The sequence below is a fragment of the Halogeometricum sp. S3BR5-2 genome (genome assembly GCF_031624635.1).
Taxonomy (GTDB): Archaea; Halobacteriota; Halobacteria; order Halobacteriales; family Haloferacaceae; genus Halogeometricum; species Halogeometricum luteum.
Genome location: NZ_JAMQOQ010000002.1, coordinates 436,506 through 450,703, shown reverse-complemented (window position 1 = coordinate 450,703; position 14,198 = coordinate 436,506). Strand labels below are relative to the sequence as shown.

Sequence of the window (14,198 nt, the reverse complement as noted above, 5' to 3'; positions counted from 1 at the left end):
CCGCGAGCGTCCCGTCGGGATGGGACCCACACTTCTACGCGCGTTTCTCGACTATCCGCTACCTTCGGGAACGACGACGTCGTCGGTAGGGACGCCGCGCCGAAGCATCGACGGGCGGGGCGCGGACGTGTTCGTCACTCCTCGCCGTTTCGCATCGACGCCGCGCCCTCCTCCCCGTCCGGGCCCTCGTACGGGAGCGTCGACGCGAGTCGCCCGGCGACGTGGGGGCTGAGGACGCCCGCCATCTGCATCGCTTCGCCCTCGTAGTCGTCGAGTTCAAGGACGCTCCGGAAGAACCACGAGAGCGTCACGTACGTCTCGTGGAGGTCCGACGCGACCGCTCGACCTCGGCCCGTGAGTTCGACGCCCTCGTAGGGTTCGTAGTCGACCAACCCCTCGTCGTCGAACCGGTGGAACGCCTCGATGGCCGTCGCCGGCGTGCGGCCGACGAGTTCGGCGACCCGACCGGGCGCGACCGGCGGTCGGTGCCGGTGCTCGACGATGTACAGCGCGAGGAGATACTGCGAGCGCTCGCTCATCCGCGCCGAATCGGCACCTCCCGACCCGAACTCGCTCTCGCCATGTCTTTAGGGACACCTAAAACATCATAGTTGCTTCGGTTTTTAGGCCGGCCGAAAGAGAGCTTCCGTTCTACGGGCCGCCCGGGTAAGACGGACGACTAAGCGCGAATCCTGCGGACCGCCGAAACACCGGACGCGCCGCTTTCGGAGCTATCGAGTTGGGGCGTGAACGCGCCGACGTCGCCGGTTCGTCGCGGAGCGATGTTCGACGGAGATACCGGAACCCCTTCGGGAGTAAGTACAACGAAGTTAGGTGGCTGGGGAGTTCTCAGCCCCTAACGCGGAACGGTCGAAGACCGCTCGCGCAGTGGATGGGCCAACGCGGATTTGAACCGCGGACCTCCCGGTTATCAGCCGAGCGCTCAACCTGACTGAGCTATTGGCCCAGGTGAGCGCATTCAGTCGTTGTTCGAGGATTCGTTTAAGAGTTTCTTTTCGAGGCGACTCCGCCGGGTGATACGTACCGACGCACTGCCACCGGAGGGGCGTCGATTCCGGCTATTTCGATACCAACCGCAGAGACTACCTATATACCTATATATCGGGGACTATAGATGTGACTAGTGCGTATTTGAGTACACAATCGAAAAATTATCACTTTAGCGCGGTTAAAAAGCTCTAGATACGAACTTACGAGACGAGATGATGCTTAGATAGTTATAGATACTATCTAAGAGATCTCAATCGCCCCGAGGGCCTAAGTCGGTTCTCCGAAACCGCATCCCCGGTGGCGCGAGCGGAGAGCCGAGAAGCCCTCTCTGTCACTGCCTCGAAACCGCGTCGGTCACGCCGCTCTCGGCGGCCCGAGCGAGTACGTGTTCGGAACGGTCGCTCCGAGGTTCGAGTCGACCGGCAGGGATACCGTCGAAGACGGCCACTTCAGCGCTCGGCGGATTCGCTCGGGGTCGCGACCCGTTACTAGTCATATAATGAGACAGTATTCTTGTCTATACTCTCCATACTTATTTGCCGTTCAGCGGAGAACGGCTAGCGATGACAGACGACGTGTTCGAGTTGACGGGATTTCAGCGAGACGTTCTCACCGTAATCGCGGGACTGGAGAAGCCGTCGGGTCAGACCGTCAAAGAGGAGATCGAAAAGGAGATCGACGAGGTGAACCACGGCCGCCTCTATCCGAACCTCGACGCCCTCGTCGAGAACGGTCTGGTCGAGAAGGGACAACTCGACCGACGGACGAACTACTACGCGCTCTCCGAGTCGGGGCGCGAAGCGCTCGCGAACCGCCGGCAGTGGGAGAACGAAACCGTTCCGAGCCTCACCGAAGACTGACCGGGCCTCGGCCGTCGGCCGGGTTCCGGTAGTGCAGTCATACAAGGATATGGTACAGTCATCAATATAGAACATTAGTCGAATATATATGTTCGTCGCGAGAAGAGATGCTCGATGACGAACGATATGTTCGAGTTGACCGGGTTCCAACGGGACCTGCTGACGGTGATCGCGGGACTGGAGAAGCCGTCGGGTCAGACCGTCAAAGAGGAGATCGAAAAGGAGATCGACGAAGTGAACCACGGTCGCCTCTATCCGAACCTCGACGTGGTCGTGGAGAACGGACTAGTCGAGAAGGGACAACTCGACCGACGGACGAACTACTACACGCTCTCCGAGGCCGGCCGCGAGGCGTTGGAGAAGCGCCGACGGTGGGAGAACGAAACCGTTCCGGCGCTCGCGGACCAGTAGTCACGTCGCCTAACGACCGAACCACCGGACCCCGCAGGGCAGCGTCGACGAACGGACCCGTGAGGGCCCCAGTCACTCGTGACGGGGCTAGTTACAGGTATACGTCCGTAATGGGAACGGTTGGCACGCCGTCGGGAATTCCGAGTCACCGCGAGCCGGTGGCGGCCGCAGACCGCCGGCCGAACGGCGAGGGTTCGGTATCTGATTACTCTCCTCGGGTATAGCTTTCGACCAACGGCCTCTCGTGTCCGTCTCCGGAGATATAGATTCAAAATTGAGACAACATCTCTCGATAGATAGATGTGTTTTTATCACCATCATATCTAACTTCAGATATGGGAACAGAGGACTACATGAAGCCCAGTTTATCGACAGAAAAGCCTCTAAGATTCCAGATCGTTTATGAGAGGGGTATCTGACGGAGGACGAGGACGAAGACGGGTAAACGCGGATGAGAACGGACGAGTCCGGAGGTCAGTCGTGGATCAGGAGTTATCGTCGTCCGGGCGACCGTAGTTCTCGGGGTCGAGGTTGATGACGTCGTCGTCGGGGAACCCGCCGACCCAGACGTCGCCCGAGAAGAACCCCTCGGTCTGCTTTTCGAGGTACGGGCGGACGACGAAGCGTTTCAGCGCCTCGCGGAGCGGATAGCGCGTCACTGGGACGGCCAGGACGAACCCGAGGAGGTCGGTGACGATACCGGGCGTGAGCAGAAATGCGCCCGCGGCGATGAGCAGGCCGCCATCCAGCAGTTCGTTCGTCGGCAACGTGCCCGTCGCGGCCTTCCGCTGGAGTTTCGAGAGGGTGTGACGCCCCTCGGCGCGGACGAGGAGCATCCCGACGAGACCGGTCAGAACGACCAGGAGCACCGTCGACGTGAACCCGATGAACCCGGACAGCGGAATCAACAGCAGCGTGTCCAAGAGCGGAATCGCGAGGAGTGCCGCGATGACCCAGCGCGTCTGCATACCCCCTCTTTTCGGTCGTCGTTCATAGCCCTTGTGTCCCGCGGGGCGCCGACCGCGGGACTGGACGACCGGGTGCGGGTGCGGGTGCGGATGCGGACGCGAACGCGGACGGCGGCGGCGTCAGTCGAAGTCTTCGGATCGAGCCAAGTCGAGATACGGCAGGAAGCGGTCGACGGCGTCCGTCGCCGCTATCTCTCGCTCTTCGCGGTCGTACGAGACGACGCCGCCGTCTTCGAGTCGCGGGAGATGCGCGTGGTCGAGCGAGACGGTGACGCGGGCGATTTCGTCGCTCGGGACGTCGCCGATGTCCTCGTCTCGTTCCCACGTCGCGATGCGCCTCGCCAACTCCTCGCGCCCGACGGGGTCGTCGATTTCGGTGAGAAAGTAGAGGACGAAGCGGCGACGACGGTTGCTGAGTATCTGGAAGACGGTATCGAGCGAGGGCTCGCCGCCGTCCGTCTGGACGTGGTTCGGGCTCCGGGTTCGAGTCTCTCGGTAGAGTTCTGGTCTCATGTTCGACGGGGCGACGGGGGGCGCCCGACTACCCGAACGTAGCACGGGCGTGCCTAAAACATCTTCTGACAGCCGATTCGTCGCTCTACCGATAAGACGTTCGCCGGCGACCCCGGTCCCGACGACGACGGCGACGAAGGCGGAGGCGGCGGCCGCCGGTCGGTCAGGGGGGTCGGCGCTCGAACGTGACCTCGCCCGCGACCACGGTCACTCGATGTCCGCCGAGCGGGAACGTCAGCGGTCCGGCCGAGAGGTCCTCGCCCGCGTTCGCGCGCACCAGCGTCTCGAAGGCGTCCGCGTCGATACTCCGGTACGCCGGGTCGATATCGTCGGTCGTGGCGCCCTCGATGTCCGCGACGGCGAGGACGATATCCACGAGGAGTTCGTGCGCGGACGCGGCGTCGTATCTCGCTCGGTACATCCCCATCTGGTCGTCGTATCGGAAGTCGTCTATCGTTTTGAACGGAACCGACGGTCCGTCTCCATCCCCAGTGTCGGCTGACATCCTTCGTTCACCACCTTGGACGAACACACAAATATACGTCGGTGTGGCGGACAAAATTTGCACGTTTGTTCAGTTTAGAAAACGGTTCGGCCGGTGAGAGCCGTTTCAAATCTGGGAAGAGTGATCGAACAGGTCACTTCGGCTGGACGGCGCGACGGCTCAGAAGACGGTGGCGAACTCCGCGTCGGATTTGTATCGCACGAACAGGTCTTCGGCCCACTCGTAGAGGTCGGGGTTCGACGACTCGACGAACGGCGTTCGCTCGCCGCCGGAACCGTGCGCCGTCATCGCCACGCAGTCGTCGAAGACGAACAGTTCGAAGGGGCAGTCGTCGCAGATGAGCACCTCCAGGTCGCCGCCCCGTATCGCCTCGCGCGCCTCCGGACCGTACTCGTCGAACAGGATGTCGACGACGCGTCTGTCGAAGACGGCCTCGACGCTCGCGCCCCGTCGCGCCTGTCGACAGCAGATGTCGACGTACACCGGGGAGACGACGGCCGAGAAGGTGCGGAGCGACTTGGACTCCCTCATCAGGTCGGAGACGCGCTTGACGGCGAAGTGGGCCTGCCCGCGGTCCGGCGAGGTGACCGCGGCGTCCGAGAGGGCGGCGACGGGGAACGCCACGTCGGCGTCGACGGCGTTGAGAAACGGCGACAGGCGGTCGGCGATGTCGAGGTCGCGTCGGCACTCCGACAGGCGTCGGACCGCGACGCGGCCGAACGAGGTCAACTCGAACTCGCCGTCGCGCTTGCGGATCATCCCTAAGGCGCCGAGGGCGTTCGTGGCCCGGTGGACCGTGGACCGAGAGAAGGAGAGCCGTTCCTCCAGACCCCCCGCGCTCTGCGGCCCGTTCCGGAGGGCTTCGAGGATGGGGAGGCGCTTGACTACCTCGACGAGGTCGTCGTCGTCCATGTGGAGGGAGTGAGTTCGGAATCGCGCTCGGACACGGAGCGCACCGGGAGCGCACGCATCAGACGTGTTCGATCTCCGACTCGATGGTGTCGCCGTCGAGGGAGATGTCGTGCGTGAACCGCGCGTGTTCTTGGACGAGGTGGACGACCTCCTCGTCGCTGTCCGCGCGGACCATGAAGTTGCAACCGTCTTGGAAACACTCGAACTGAGAGGGCATGCTCGCCGTACAGTATCACTCGCCTTGTCTTAAAACACGCCGCCGCGGAAACTAACTCTCGTCCGAGACAGTCTCTCCCATCTGACTACCTCCCTCGCGGAACACCCGGCGGCTTTCGCATCGGCGCGCCTCGCGTTCGTTGGCGCCGAACCGAGCGACGCCTCGAAGGGCTTACCCCCGGCCGCCGCCCACGTGTGGACATGACGGACGACGAGACGCGCGTCGAGTGGCGCGAGTGGGGGCCGGAGGCGTTCGAGGAGGCCGAGACGGCCGAAAAGCCGCTGTTGCTCTCGCTCACGGCGACGTGGTGTGACGGCTGTCACGAGATGGACGTCGAGACGTACGGCGAACCGCGCATCGCCGCGAACGTGAACGACGACTTCGTCCCCGTCCGCGTCGACGTGGACCGCCACCCGCGCGTCCGGGAGCGCTACAACATGGGCGGGTTCCCCTCGACGGTGTTCTGCACGCCCGCGGGCGAACTCATCACCGGCGCGATGTACCTCGGCCCCGACGGGATGCGACAGGTGTTGAACCGCGTGCGGCAGACCTGGACCGAGAAGGGCGCCGAGTCCGGACGCATTCCCCGCGCCCTCGCCGGCGACCCGACCCCTTCGGGACCGGTCGACACCCACATCGAAGAGCACCTCGCGGGCCAACTCGACGAGAAGTACGACGACCGGTTCGCCGGGTGGGGCGACGAGGCGAAGTTCCCGATGCCGCGGACGATAGAGTTCGCCCTCAAACGGTCGAACCGGCAGGCGGTCGAGACGCTCCGGACGATAGGCGAGACGCTGTTCGACGACGTCGCCGGCGGGTTCTTCCGCTACGCCGACGGCCGCGACTGGTCGGAGCCCCACCGCGAGAAACTGCTCGACGCGAACGCCGCCCTCGTCCGCGCGTTCGCCAACGGCTACCTCTACACCGGCGACGACGCCCTCCTCGACCCGGCCCGGCGGACCCGCGGGTTCCTCGTCGACCGACTCTGGAACGGCGCCGCGTTCGGCGGGAGCGTCGGCCCCGGCGACGACGACTACCACGACGGCGACGCCGCCGAACGCGCCGAGGGGGCCGGCCCGCGCCGCGACCTGACGGCCTACGCGGGCGCGAACGCCCTCGCCGCCGACGCCCTCCTGACGCTGACCGCGTACACCGACGACGAGGACGCCCGCGAGTACGCGGCGCGGACGCTTGACTACCTCGCGGACCGCCTCGTCGACGACGGCGTCGTGACGCACTTCGAGGCGGCCGACGAGTCGGGCGAGACGCTCCTCTTGGAGGACCACGCGCGGACCGTGGGCGCGTTCGTCCGCGCCCGGCAGGTGCTCGGCGACGAGCGATATCTCGACCGGGCGCGCGCCGTCGCGGACGCGGCCGTCGACGAACTGCGGTCGGACGACGGCGCGTTCCGCGACGGCCCGGCGTCCGGGTTGGGCCTCCTCGACCGACCGCTCCGCCCCCTCGACGGGAACGTCGAGATGGCGGACGCGCTGGTCGACCTCGCGGCGGCGACCGGCGAGGGAGGGTACGAAGAGGCGGCCCGCGGGGCCGTCGGCGCCTTCGCGGGCGCGTGGGACCGCATCGGCGTGCAGGTCGCAGGCTACGGGTCGGTCGCCGCCCGGTTGACGCGCCCGACGCTGACCGTCGCCGTCGGCGCGACCGCGGGGTCGGACCTCCACCGCGCGGCCCTGCGCGTCGCCGACCACGAGAAGGTCGTCCTCCCCGGCGCCGACGGCGTCTCGCCCGAGGAGGCCGTCGTTCGCGTCGGAGAGCGCGAACGGGCGGCGACCACACCGGAGCAGTTGATGACCGCCGTCTCCGACCTCACCGACGGCGCCTGAACCCGCAGAAGAGAAGCGGACGGGTGAACGACCGAACCGTGTAAACCTCCGATTTGTTTTTACCGGTGGAGACTGTGTGAGCGGTATGGCCAGCCTCCGGGACCTCGGATTGTCGGAGTACGAAGCGCGCGCGTACCGCTCGCTGCTTCGGACCGGTGCGACAACAGCCAAAGAGTTGTCGCGCGCCAGCGACGTGCCGATGGGCCGAATCTACGACGTTCTGAACAGCCTCGAACAGCACAGCCTCGTGCGGAGTCAGGCCGCCAGTCGGCCGAAGAAGTACGTCGCCGTCGAACCCGACACGGCGCTGGACCGCCTCCTGGAAACGAAGCGGCGGGAGTTAGAGGAGAAGGCCGAACAGTACCAGTCGGTCGTCGACGACCTGACGGACGAACTCGAGACGGCCGAACCGGTGCAGGGGCAGTTCTGGACCGCCGCGGTCGGCATGGACGAGTCGGTGGACCTGCTTCTCGAACGCCTCTCGGCGGCCGACGATTCGCTCGTCATCGTCGCCGGGGCGCTCTCGCCGCAGTTCGACCTCGGGCGCGTCGGCGAACTCGTCACCGGGGAGTTGGAGGCCGCCCTGGACCGCGGCGTCGAGGTGTCGGTGCTGATGTCGCCGGAAATCGTCGACTCCCTCCCGCGGAGCGTCGGCCAGCGCTACGTGGAGCGACTGGAGGACCATCCCCGGTTCGAGGTGCGGACGACCGAACAGCTTCCGGGGACGTTCAACCTCATCGACGACGTGGAGGTGTGCATCGAAGTTCCCAACCCGCTGGACCCCGGCGAGGCGTTCGCGATGATCGACCTGAAGGACGCCGACTTCGCCGCCGACATCCGGGAGATGTTCGACCCGCGCTGGGCGGACGCCGACGTGCTGTCGCTCTCGACGGTCGACGCAGACGGCTGAGAGGGCTGCTCCGAGCTCGACGGACTGCTAAGCGGATTCCACCGCCGGCTAAATCGCCAGCCCTCGGCGCGCTCGACCCCGTGTGCTCCTTACCTGCAAGGTCGTCCGCGCCTGCTTCGACGCGCCGGACATCGCGGAGGCCGAGGAGGACAGAATACTGAAAGCGGTCATCGCGCCCGGCGGGCGGGCGTAGCGGCAGCGGAAGTAACGGAGTACAGAGAGCCCCGACCCGTCGAGGGCGACTACGAGCGGTCGGCGACCTCGACCTCGTCGCGAAGTTCGCCGAGCGGAGCGACGCGTTCCGCGTGGGCGTTGTGCTGGTGGATGGATTCGTCGTTCGACTGCTTCATGTGGACCACGGCGTCGTCGTCGAGATGGTCGAACTGCTCGACGACCTGTTCGGCCATCGAGCGGACGCAGTCCTCGACGAACTTCGCGTCGGCGTGGGCGTGGTAGGTCATGTGGTCCTCGTCGGGGCGCTTCGCGAGGTTGTAGATGCGCGCGGACATCGAGTCGCGGGCGACGTCCACGAGGTCGATGAGGTCGACGTCGGGCGACCCCTCCGTCTCGACGGTCAGCGTCGCGTGTCCGCGCTGGGAGTGGCCCGGTTGCGGCACTTGCTCTAAGAACTCCTCGATGGTGTCGTCGTCGACTTCCAAGTCGCGGAGCACGTCGCGGGCGCGCGAAGCGGACATCCCCTGCGAACACGGGCAGACCGTCATGCCGACGACCTCGGCCCCGATCTCCTCGCGGGTGCCCTCGTCGGTGGCGACGGCGCTGGCGATGATGTCCGTCGTGCTCTGCGTCGGCAGCCCCGACGCCGGCGTCTCCTCTTTGAGGACGAGTTCGGCGGTCATCCGCACCTCGGCCTTCGAGGTGTAGTCGTGCTTCGCGAGGAGTCGTTCGGCGGCGTCGCCGCACATATCCTCGACGCGGTAGGTCGGTTCGGCGACGGCCGCTTCGAGCACCTCGTCGATGACCTGCATGTTGCGGCTCATGTCGATACCTTTCCGGCCGCTCGGCAGGTCGACGAACACCTCGAACTCCGCCATCAGAATCAGCGGTCGCTTGCCGTCGCGGGCGATTTTGACGAGTTTGTCGACGCCCGTCACTCCCACCTGACTCAGTCCGACGGTGACGTCGGGTTGGCTTGCCTGCACGTCAGGCAACTGGTGACTCATCGTACCAACGGTTAGTTTGGGGTCGATTAACGCTTTCGTTACGGGAACCCCTCTCTACCGCGAATTCGAGCGATACGAGGCGTCTCCCTCGCGTCGAGGTCAGGGCCAGTCGTCCCGCGTCTCCGAGTCGAACGGGTCGTCTTCTTCCGTTTCGCCGGCCAGCGCCCAGTCGGCCGCCTCGGAGGCCTGTTCGAGCGGGAGGTACTCCCAGTCCGTCTCCTCGGCCAGCGCGCGGTCCTCTTCGGAGGTGCCGACGAACACGTGCCGGTCGGTGTCGAACTGGCGTTTCACGTTCTCCAGGCTCTCCTTGACGCCGCGGGGCCCCGAGAAGAAATCCTGACGGACGCGGTGTTTCCGGGTGAAGTTCGTGACGACGTAGGTGGGCTTCTCGCTCACCACGCCGACGTACTCCGTCCACTGTCGCGCGTCGTTGAACACGGCGGTCGGGTCGGCGAGCGCCTTCAGCGCCTCCAACTCGAACGCCAGCGTCATGTCTGTCGAGCCGCCTCCGTCCATGGAGAAACGTGGTCGCGTGGGACGCAAAACCGCTTCGGTTCGGCGGACGCCGCTGACGACTCTCAGCGACGGGGGACGAGAGACGGCGCGAGCGACGGGGACCGGAGAGCGCGAAGGTGCGGGCCGTCGGTGTCGGCGTCAGCGGACGACGTAGTAGTCGGTGAAGCGGACGACGTCGCCGGGCGCGAGGTCCGGCGCCCGAACGGTCGGGTCCAATCCGGCGGCCGCCTCGGCGACGGCCCGCCGGCCCCGTTCAGAGAGTTGGTCGTAGTGGCGGACCGTCGCGTCCGCGTCGATGTCCGCCGGACCCGTCCGGACGACGGTCACGCCATCGGTCGAAGCATCCCCCTGCGCGCCGCGCGCGGTTCGTGACATAGGGTAACAAACAACACGACTTTTGATAAAGATTGGGGAACCAGCGAGGGTTCGAATCGAAGAGAGAATCGGTCTCTGCGGGGAATTTGTCGGCCGAGCGGGTCGGACGGGGAGAAACGAAAGCGAGAGCGCGTGGCGCCGAGTCGGGCGAAACGGGAGAACTGACCTTCAGAACGGGCCGCGCTACTCCGCGGGCGCCTCTTCGAGGTCGAGGTCCTCGATGTCGAACTCCTCCTGCATCAGCACGTCCTTCTGGTCGGCGACGACTCGCTCCTCGCGCATGAGCTTCTTGTACTTCGACTGCGGGGCGAGGTCGCCGATGAGGACGCCGCCGCATATCTTCCCGTCCTTGAACGCGAGGCGGCGCCACTCGCTATCGGAGTGTTTCGCCTCCGCCTCGTCGTCGCCCAGGGTGGGGTGGCCGAACGAGAGGAACGGGAAGTCGAAGTGCGTGATGGAGTACGAGGAGACCCAGCGGAACGCCTCGGACTCGTAGTCGACCATGTTCTTCGCGGCGATGGTGCCCTGCTCCTTCGCGGAGCCCCACGCCCCGTTCTGCGCGCGTTCGCCGAGGATGGTGTCGTGGAACTGCGTGATGTCGCCGGCGGCGAAGATGTCGTCGTGATTCGTCCGCATGTACTCGTCGACGACGATGCCGCCGTCGACTTCGATGTCGGTCCCCTGTAGAATCTCGGTGTTGAAGTCGAGGCCGATGGCGATGCCGACGAAGTCGGCGTCGTACTCGTCGCCGTTCGGGTCGACGGCCGTCGTCACGTTGTTCTCCTCGTCCACCTCGAAGTGGTCGACGCCGGAGTCGAAGACGGGTTCGACGTTACGCTCGCGCAGCGCCTCGTGGATTATCTCCGCCCCATCCTCGGAGAGCGCGTAGCGCCACCAGCAGTTCCCGCGCATGAGGTACTTGCCCTCGACGTCCTGCGCGGCGGTGATGGCCGCGAGGTCGATGCCGAGCAGACCGGCTCCCACGATGACGGAACTGTCGGCCTCCTCCATGTGCGAGCGAATCTTGCGGGCGTCCTGGAACGTCCAGAAGTGGTGGACGCCCTCGGCGTCGGAGTTGTCGACGGGCAACTGCGTCGGCGTCCCTCCCACGGAGACGAGCAGTTTGTCCCACGAGAGCGTCTCCCCTTCGTGCGTCTCGATGGTGTGGCCCTCGGGGTCGACGTCGGTGACGAGCGTGTTCATCTTCAGCTCGATGTCGCGTTCGTCGTACCACTCGGGGTCGTGGATGGAGATGGGCGCCTCCGGGAGTTTGCCCTTGGCGAACTCCTTGATCAGGATGCGGTTGTACAGGGCCTCACCCTCGTCGGTCACGACGGTGATGTCGGCGTCTGGCTCCTCCTCGCGGAGGGTTTCGGCGGCGGAACTCCCCGCGATACCGTCGCCGATGATGACGTACGACTGAGTCATACGCGGAAGCTTCGACTCCGGGGTTAATGTGAATTGCTATCCACATCATCCTTCGTGCGCCTTCTGGGTGTGTCAATCACGTTCGCGCGCGCCCGTCGGGTCAGCGTTCGTCCACCGTCCGCCCCGCTCGCCGCCCGGTTCGGACGCCGAGGCGCCGAAGCGCGACGCCGAGCGGTCGAGAGACGGTAGGGAGTCAGGCGGCCCGTCCGGCGCCGTCGAGCGGTTCGCAGCCGACGCGCCAGCGAGCGCAGGCGAACCGTCGGAGTCGGCGGCGCGCGCGGGCGGCGAGTCGCACGCCGACGACGGGGGCGGCGAACGCCGCCGGTAGGCCGACGAGCCAGAATCCGAGGAGCGTCGCGGACGGCGACAGGAGCGGTTCGAGCGCCCCCGCGAGGAGGACGAACGCGGTGAACGCGGCGAGCGTCGACAGCGTGCTCGCCACGACGGCGAGCGGCGACGCGTCCGGAACCGACGGACTGGACGGCGGCGAGCGAGCGGTGCGGCCGGCGGGGGGAAGTCGTCTCGTCATGGTCGTCTCACACGTGGAGAGACGGCCGAAACGGGGAAAAGTGTAATCTGAAGTTAATTTCTGTAGCGGCGCTTACCGGAGCGAGTTTCAGTAACTCATCCGACGCGTCGCCGCTCGACGGCGACGACGGCGAGGGCGTCGTCGAGCGTCACGCGGAGTTCCTCGGCGTCCAGTTCGATGTCGACGCGGACGCGCCACGGGTCGTCGTCGAGCACCGTCGTCCGGTCGCCGACGCACCACTCGAACAGCCAGTGCGGGCCGTCCTTCAGGTCGACGCCGTGCGCCGCGTGGAAGGTGACCACGTCGGACTGGTCGAGCAGACTGAGGCCGACGGGCGAGCGGATGCGGTGGTCGCAGCGGTCGCAGCGGTGGACCGAACAGACGGCCACGTCGAGCGGACTCGTCTCCTCGGAGAGCGTCGTCGCCATGCGGCCGCCGCACTCCGGGCAGACGCCGTCGGCGGCGAGGCAGTGCAGGTGCCGGACCCGCTGGTCGAACGCGTGCGCGACTTCCTCGTCGGAGCGGTCGGTCAGTCCGCCCGGCGGGAACGGCGCGTGGGCGTGGAGGCGCCCGCAGTCCCGACAGCCGACGGAGAGGTGTTCGTCGACGTACGACGCCGTGAGCGCCCCGCCGCAGTCGGCGCACGCGCCGGGGACGTCGAACGGTTCGACCGTCGGGCTCTCGTTGAAACTCCCCGAGAGCACGGCGCGGACGACTTTCTCGCCGGCGTGTCGGAACTCGTAGCCGTCGTCTGTCTTCGCGACGAACTGGCCGGTGAGTTTGCCGAGGTGGTAGTTGAACTGCGCGCTGTCGCGCATGCCGACGCGCCGGCGGAGTTCCGAGAACGCCACCGGACGGTCGGCCGAACGCCAGAGCGCTTCGAGGATGGCGAGTCGCGTCTCGTTGCCGACGACGGCGAACGCCTCGGCGGGGTCGATGCAGTCGACGCAGTCCGTGAGGAGGCCGTCGTCGGCGGCGTCCGTTTCGCTCATTGGGCGTGAAATCACACCCCGCGGACAAAATACCTCCCCCCGGGTCACCGGGACGCACACCCTTGAAGTCCGTTCGGTCCTAATCCGGGGACAGATGAAGCTCAGACAGAACATCCGTCACTTCGCCGCGAAGAAGGCGCTGACGATGCCCGTCGTCGGCGACATCGCCACGGAGAAACTGGTCGACCTACACGTGCGGGTGTTCGGCGAGAAGGCGGACCCCGCCCACCGCGAGGAGCGCGAACCCCACCTGGAGGCGTTCTTCGACTGCACGTTCGACACCTACGTCGCCGCCCTCGAAGAGGGCTACACGGAGGCGGAGGCGCGAGAGATAACCCACGTGCAGGCCAACTTCGACTTCTACAACCACGGCTGGACGGAGATGATGGAGTTCCCGGCCGACGAACTCGAAGCCCACTACGAGCGCTACGAGAAGTTCTTCCGGCGCTACGGCATCGACATCGCGAACCCCCTCGGAGACTTCCGCACGCGCGACGTGCCCGAGGCGCCGTCGACGCCGGAGAAACTGGAGAACCCCGAGCACCCCCACGCGGAGGGCGGGTTCGCCGACGACGTGTACGTCGAGGGCGAGGACGGCGAGGTACGCGTCGGCGGACAGGACGAGCCCAGAGACGTCGACGTGAACGCCGCGCCGGGGATGCGCGACGCCGACACCGACGTCGACGAGAGCGAAGCGTAGAGACGGACGGGAATCGCCGAGCGGTCCGTCGAAATCGAATCGGACGACGAGCGCTCAGCCGAGCGTCCACGCGAGAAACAGACCGACGACGGCCGCGGTTCCCGCCGAGAGGAGGGCGCTGTCGGTCCACGCGAACGCGACCAATCCGACGAAGGCGACGACGCCCAGTATCGACACCCATCCGAGAGCCGAGGGGTCGTGCCTCGTCTCCGGGTCGTCTTCCGGAATCTCGGGTTCAGTCATCGTCTGAACGCGTATCTCGTCCCCACGACGCCTTTATTGTTGCGTGGCTGTCAGAACTCGGCTCCAGGAACGGGGGGACGAACGGT

Annotated in this window: 18 protein-coding genes and 1 tRNA gene; 5 read left to right on the top strand and 14 right to left on the bottom strand. The window is 66.1% G+C overall.

The features are described 5' to 3' along the window. Positions 1–134: 134 nt before the first annotated feature. Positions 135–539, bottom strand: a complete 405-nt coding sequence (locus tag NDI79_RS08785) for a metal-dependent transcriptional regulator (RefSeq protein WP_310928098.1) — start codon at positions 537–539, stop codon at positions 135–137. A gap of 354 nt (positions 540–893) precedes the next feature. Continuing rightward, positions 894–967 (bottom strand) — tRNA-Ile (locus NDI79_RS08780). Positions 968–1,586: 619 nt separating this feature from the next. Here NDI79_RS08780 and NDI79_RS08775 point away from each other — a divergent pair. Together NDI79_RS08775 and NDI79_RS08770 are read left to right on the top strand one after the other, a co-directional pair. Next, entirely contained in the window at positions 1,587–1,871 is a 285-nt protein-coding gene (locus NDI79_RS08775) for a PadR family transcriptional regulator (protein WP_310928714.1), read from the top strand. A 126-nt stretch (positions 1,872–1,997) separates the two neighbouring features. Then, entirely contained in the window at positions 1,998–2,282 is a 285-nt protein-coding gene (locus NDI79_RS08770) for a PadR family transcriptional regulator (protein ID WP_310928713.1), read from the top strand. Between the two features lie 485 nt (positions 2,283–2,767). Here NDI79_RS08770 and NDI79_RS08765 read toward each other — a convergent pair whose 3' ends face one another. The 5 genes from NDI79_RS08765 to NDI79_RS08745 form a co-directional block, all read right to left on the bottom strand. Continuing rightward, entirely contained in the window at positions 2,768–3,250 is a 483-nt protein-coding gene (locus tag NDI79_RS08765) for an FxsA family protein (RefSeq protein ID WP_310928097.1), read from the bottom strand. 120 nt (positions 3,251–3,370) lie between these two features. After that, positions 3,371–3,763, bottom strand: a complete 393-nt coding sequence (locus tag NDI79_RS08760) for a DUF7344 domain-containing protein (protein WP_310928096.1) — start codon at positions 3,761–3,763, stop codon at positions 3,371–3,373. Positions 3,764–3,926: 163 nt separating this feature from the next. Next, the gene (locus NDI79_RS08755) at positions 3,927–4,268 is read right to left on the bottom strand and encodes a HalOD1 output domain-containing protein (RefSeq protein WP_310928095.1); all 342 of its coding nucleotides are present in this window, start codon (positions 4,266–4,268) and stop codon (positions 3,927–3,929) included. Positions 4,269–4,427: 159 nt separating this feature from the next. Continuing rightward, the gene (locus NDI79_RS08750) at positions 4,428–5,180 is read right to left on the bottom strand and encodes a helix-turn-helix transcriptional regulator (RefSeq protein WP_310928094.1); all 753 of its coding nucleotides are present in this window, start codon (positions 5,178–5,180) and stop codon (positions 4,428–4,430) included. A 58-nt stretch (positions 5,181–5,238) separates the two neighbouring features. Further along, a complete protein-coding gene (locus NDI79_RS08745) occupies positions 5,239–5,397 on the bottom strand; it encodes a DUF1059 domain-containing protein (RefSeq protein WP_310928093.1) in 159 nt (52 codons plus the stop codon). A gap of 200 nt (positions 5,398–5,597) precedes the next feature. Between NDI79_RS08745 and NDI79_RS08740 the strand changes: the two genes are divergently transcribed. Both NDI79_RS08740 and NDI79_RS08735 read left to right on the top strand, forming a co-directional pair. Then, a complete protein-coding gene (locus NDI79_RS08740; RefSeq protein ID WP_310928092.1) occupies positions 5,598–7,238 on the top strand; it encodes a DUF255 domain-containing protein in 1,641 nt (546 codons plus the stop codon). Between the two features lie 85 nt (positions 7,239–7,323). Beyond that, a complete protein-coding gene (locus tag NDI79_RS08735) occupies positions 7,324–8,148 on the top strand; it encodes a TrmB family transcriptional regulator (protein WP_310928091.1) in 825 nt (274 codons plus the stop codon). Positions 8,149–8,390: 242 nt separating this feature from the next. Here NDI79_RS08735 and mptA read toward each other — a convergent pair whose 3' ends face one another. The 6 genes from mptA to NDI79_RS08705 all read right to left on the bottom strand — a co-directional run bounded on the left by mptA (position 8,391) and on the right by NDI79_RS08705 (position 13,169). Beyond that, positions 8,391–9,329 (bottom strand): GTP cyclohydrolase MptA, encoded by a 939-nt coding sequence (gene mptA / locus NDI79_RS08730; protein WP_310928090.1) that lies wholly within the window; start codon positions 9,327–9,329, stop codon positions 8,391–8,393. A gap of 99 nt (positions 9,330–9,428) precedes the next feature. Further along, positions 9,429–9,845: a DUF7124 domain-containing protein gene (locus tag NDI79_RS08725; protein ID WP_310928089.1), complete on the bottom strand. Its 417-nt coding sequence runs from the start codon at positions 9,843–9,845 to the stop codon at positions 9,429–9,431. 138 nt (positions 9,846–9,983) lie between these two features. Then, a complete protein-coding gene (locus NDI79_RS08720) occupies positions 9,984–10,220 on the bottom strand; it encodes a DUF7979 domain-containing protein (protein ID WP_310928088.1) in 237 nt (78 codons plus the stop codon). A 183-nt stretch (positions 10,221–10,403) separates the two neighbouring features. Continuing rightward, positions 10,404–11,648 carry an NAD(P)/FAD-dependent oxidoreductase gene (locus NDI79_RS08715; protein WP_310928087.1) on the bottom strand — a complete coding sequence of 415 codons (1,245 nt, stop codon included), beginning with the start codon at positions 11,646–11,648 and terminating at the stop codon, positions 10,404–10,406. A 193-nt stretch (positions 11,649–11,841) separates the two neighbouring features. Beyond that, a complete protein-coding gene (locus tag NDI79_RS08710; RefSeq protein WP_310928086.1) occupies positions 11,842–12,177 on the bottom strand; it encodes a hypothetical protein in 336 nt (111 codons plus the stop codon). Positions 12,178–12,272: 95 nt separating this feature from the next. Then, complete coding sequence (locus tag NDI79_RS08705) at positions 12,273–13,169, bottom strand: DUF7351 domain-containing protein (RefSeq protein ID WP_310928085.1); 897 nt, start codon at positions 13,167–13,169, stop codon at positions 12,273–12,275. A 94-nt stretch (positions 13,170–13,263) separates the two neighbouring features. On the opposite strand from NDI79_RS08705, the gene NDI79_RS08700 reads away from it, so the two are divergent. Next, positions 13,264–13,869 (top strand): DUF6149 family protein, encoded by a 606-nt coding sequence (locus NDI79_RS08700; protein ID WP_310928084.1) that lies wholly within the window; start codon positions 13,264–13,266, stop codon positions 13,867–13,869. Positions 13,870–13,923: 54 nt separating this feature from the next. On the opposite strand, the gene NDI79_RS08695 is transcribed toward NDI79_RS08700, so the two are convergent. Continuing rightward, a complete protein-coding gene (locus NDI79_RS08695) occupies positions 13,924–14,112 on the bottom strand; it encodes a hypothetical protein (protein WP_310928083.1) in 189 nt (62 codons plus the stop codon). Positions 14,113–14,198: the final 86 nt, after the last annotated feature.

Excerpts from the sequence above, each read along its gene's own strand:
- NDI79_RS08735 (WP_310928091.1), top strand. The coding sequence starts at position 7,324 with ATGGCCAGCCTCCGGGACCTCGGATTGTCGGAGTACGAAGCGCGCGCG.
- NDI79_RS08760 (WP_310928096.1), bottom strand. The coding sequence starts at position 3,763 with ATGAGACCAGAACTCTACCGAGAGACTCGAACCCGGAGCCCGAACCAC.
- NDI79_RS08710 (WP_310928086.1), bottom strand. The coding sequence starts at position 12,177 with ATGACGAGACGACTTCCCCCCGCCGGCCGCACCGCTCGCTCGCCGCCG.
- NDI79_RS08770 (WP_310928713.1), top strand. The coding sequence starts at position 1,998 with ATGTTCGAGTTGACCGGGTTCCAACGGGACCTGCTGACGGTGATCGCG.
- NDI79_RS08720 (WP_310928088.1), bottom strand. The coding sequence starts at position 10,220 with ATGTCACGAACCGCGCGCGGCGCGCAGGGGGATGCTTCGACCGATGGC.
- NDI79_RS08785 (WP_310928098.1), bottom strand. The coding sequence starts at position 539 with ATGAGCGAGCGCTCGCAGTATCTCCTCGCGCTGTACATCGTCGAGCAC.
- NDI79_RS08700 (WP_310928084.1), top strand. The coding sequence starts at position 13,264 with ATGAAGCTCAGACAGAACATCCGTCACTTCGCCGCGAAGAAGGCGCTG.
- NDI79_RS08755 (WP_310928095.1), bottom strand. The coding sequence starts at position 4,268 with ATGTCAGCCGACACTGGGGATGGAGACGGACCGTCGGTTCCGTTCAAA.
- NDI79_RS08765 (WP_310928097.1), bottom strand. The coding sequence starts at position 3,250 with ATGCAGACGCGCTGGGTCATCGCGGCACTCCTCGCGATTCCGCTCTTG.
- NDI79_RS08695 (WP_310928083.1), bottom strand. The coding sequence starts at position 14,112 with ATGACTGAACCCGAGATTCCGGAAGACGACCCGGAGACGAGGCACGAC.
- NDI79_RS08705 (WP_310928085.1), bottom strand. The coding sequence starts at position 13,169 with ATGAGCGAAACGGACGCCGCCGACGACGGCCTCCTCACGGACTGCGTC.
- mptA (WP_310928090.1), bottom strand. The coding sequence starts at position 9,329 with ATGAGTCACCAGTTGCCTGACGTGCAGGCAAGCCAACCCGACGTCACC.
- NDI79_RS08745 (WP_310928093.1), bottom strand. The coding sequence starts at position 5,397 with ATGCCCTCTCAGTTCGAGTGTTTCCAAGACGGTTGCAACTTCATGGTC.
- NDI79_RS08750 (WP_310928094.1), bottom strand. The coding sequence starts at position 5,180 with ATGGACGACGACGACCTCGTCGAGGTAGTCAAGCGCCTCCCCATCCTC.
- NDI79_RS08740 (WP_310928092.1), top strand. The coding sequence starts at position 5,598 with ATGACGGACGACGAGACGCGCGTCGAGTGGCGCGAGTGGGGGCCGGAG.
- NDI79_RS08715 (WP_310928087.1), bottom strand. The coding sequence starts at position 11,648 with ATGACTCAGTCGTACGTCATCATCGGCGACGGTATCGCGGGGAGTTCC.
- NDI79_RS08725 (WP_310928089.1), bottom strand. The coding sequence starts at position 9,845 with ATGGACGGAGGCGGCTCGACAGACATGACGCTGGCGTTCGAGTTGGAG.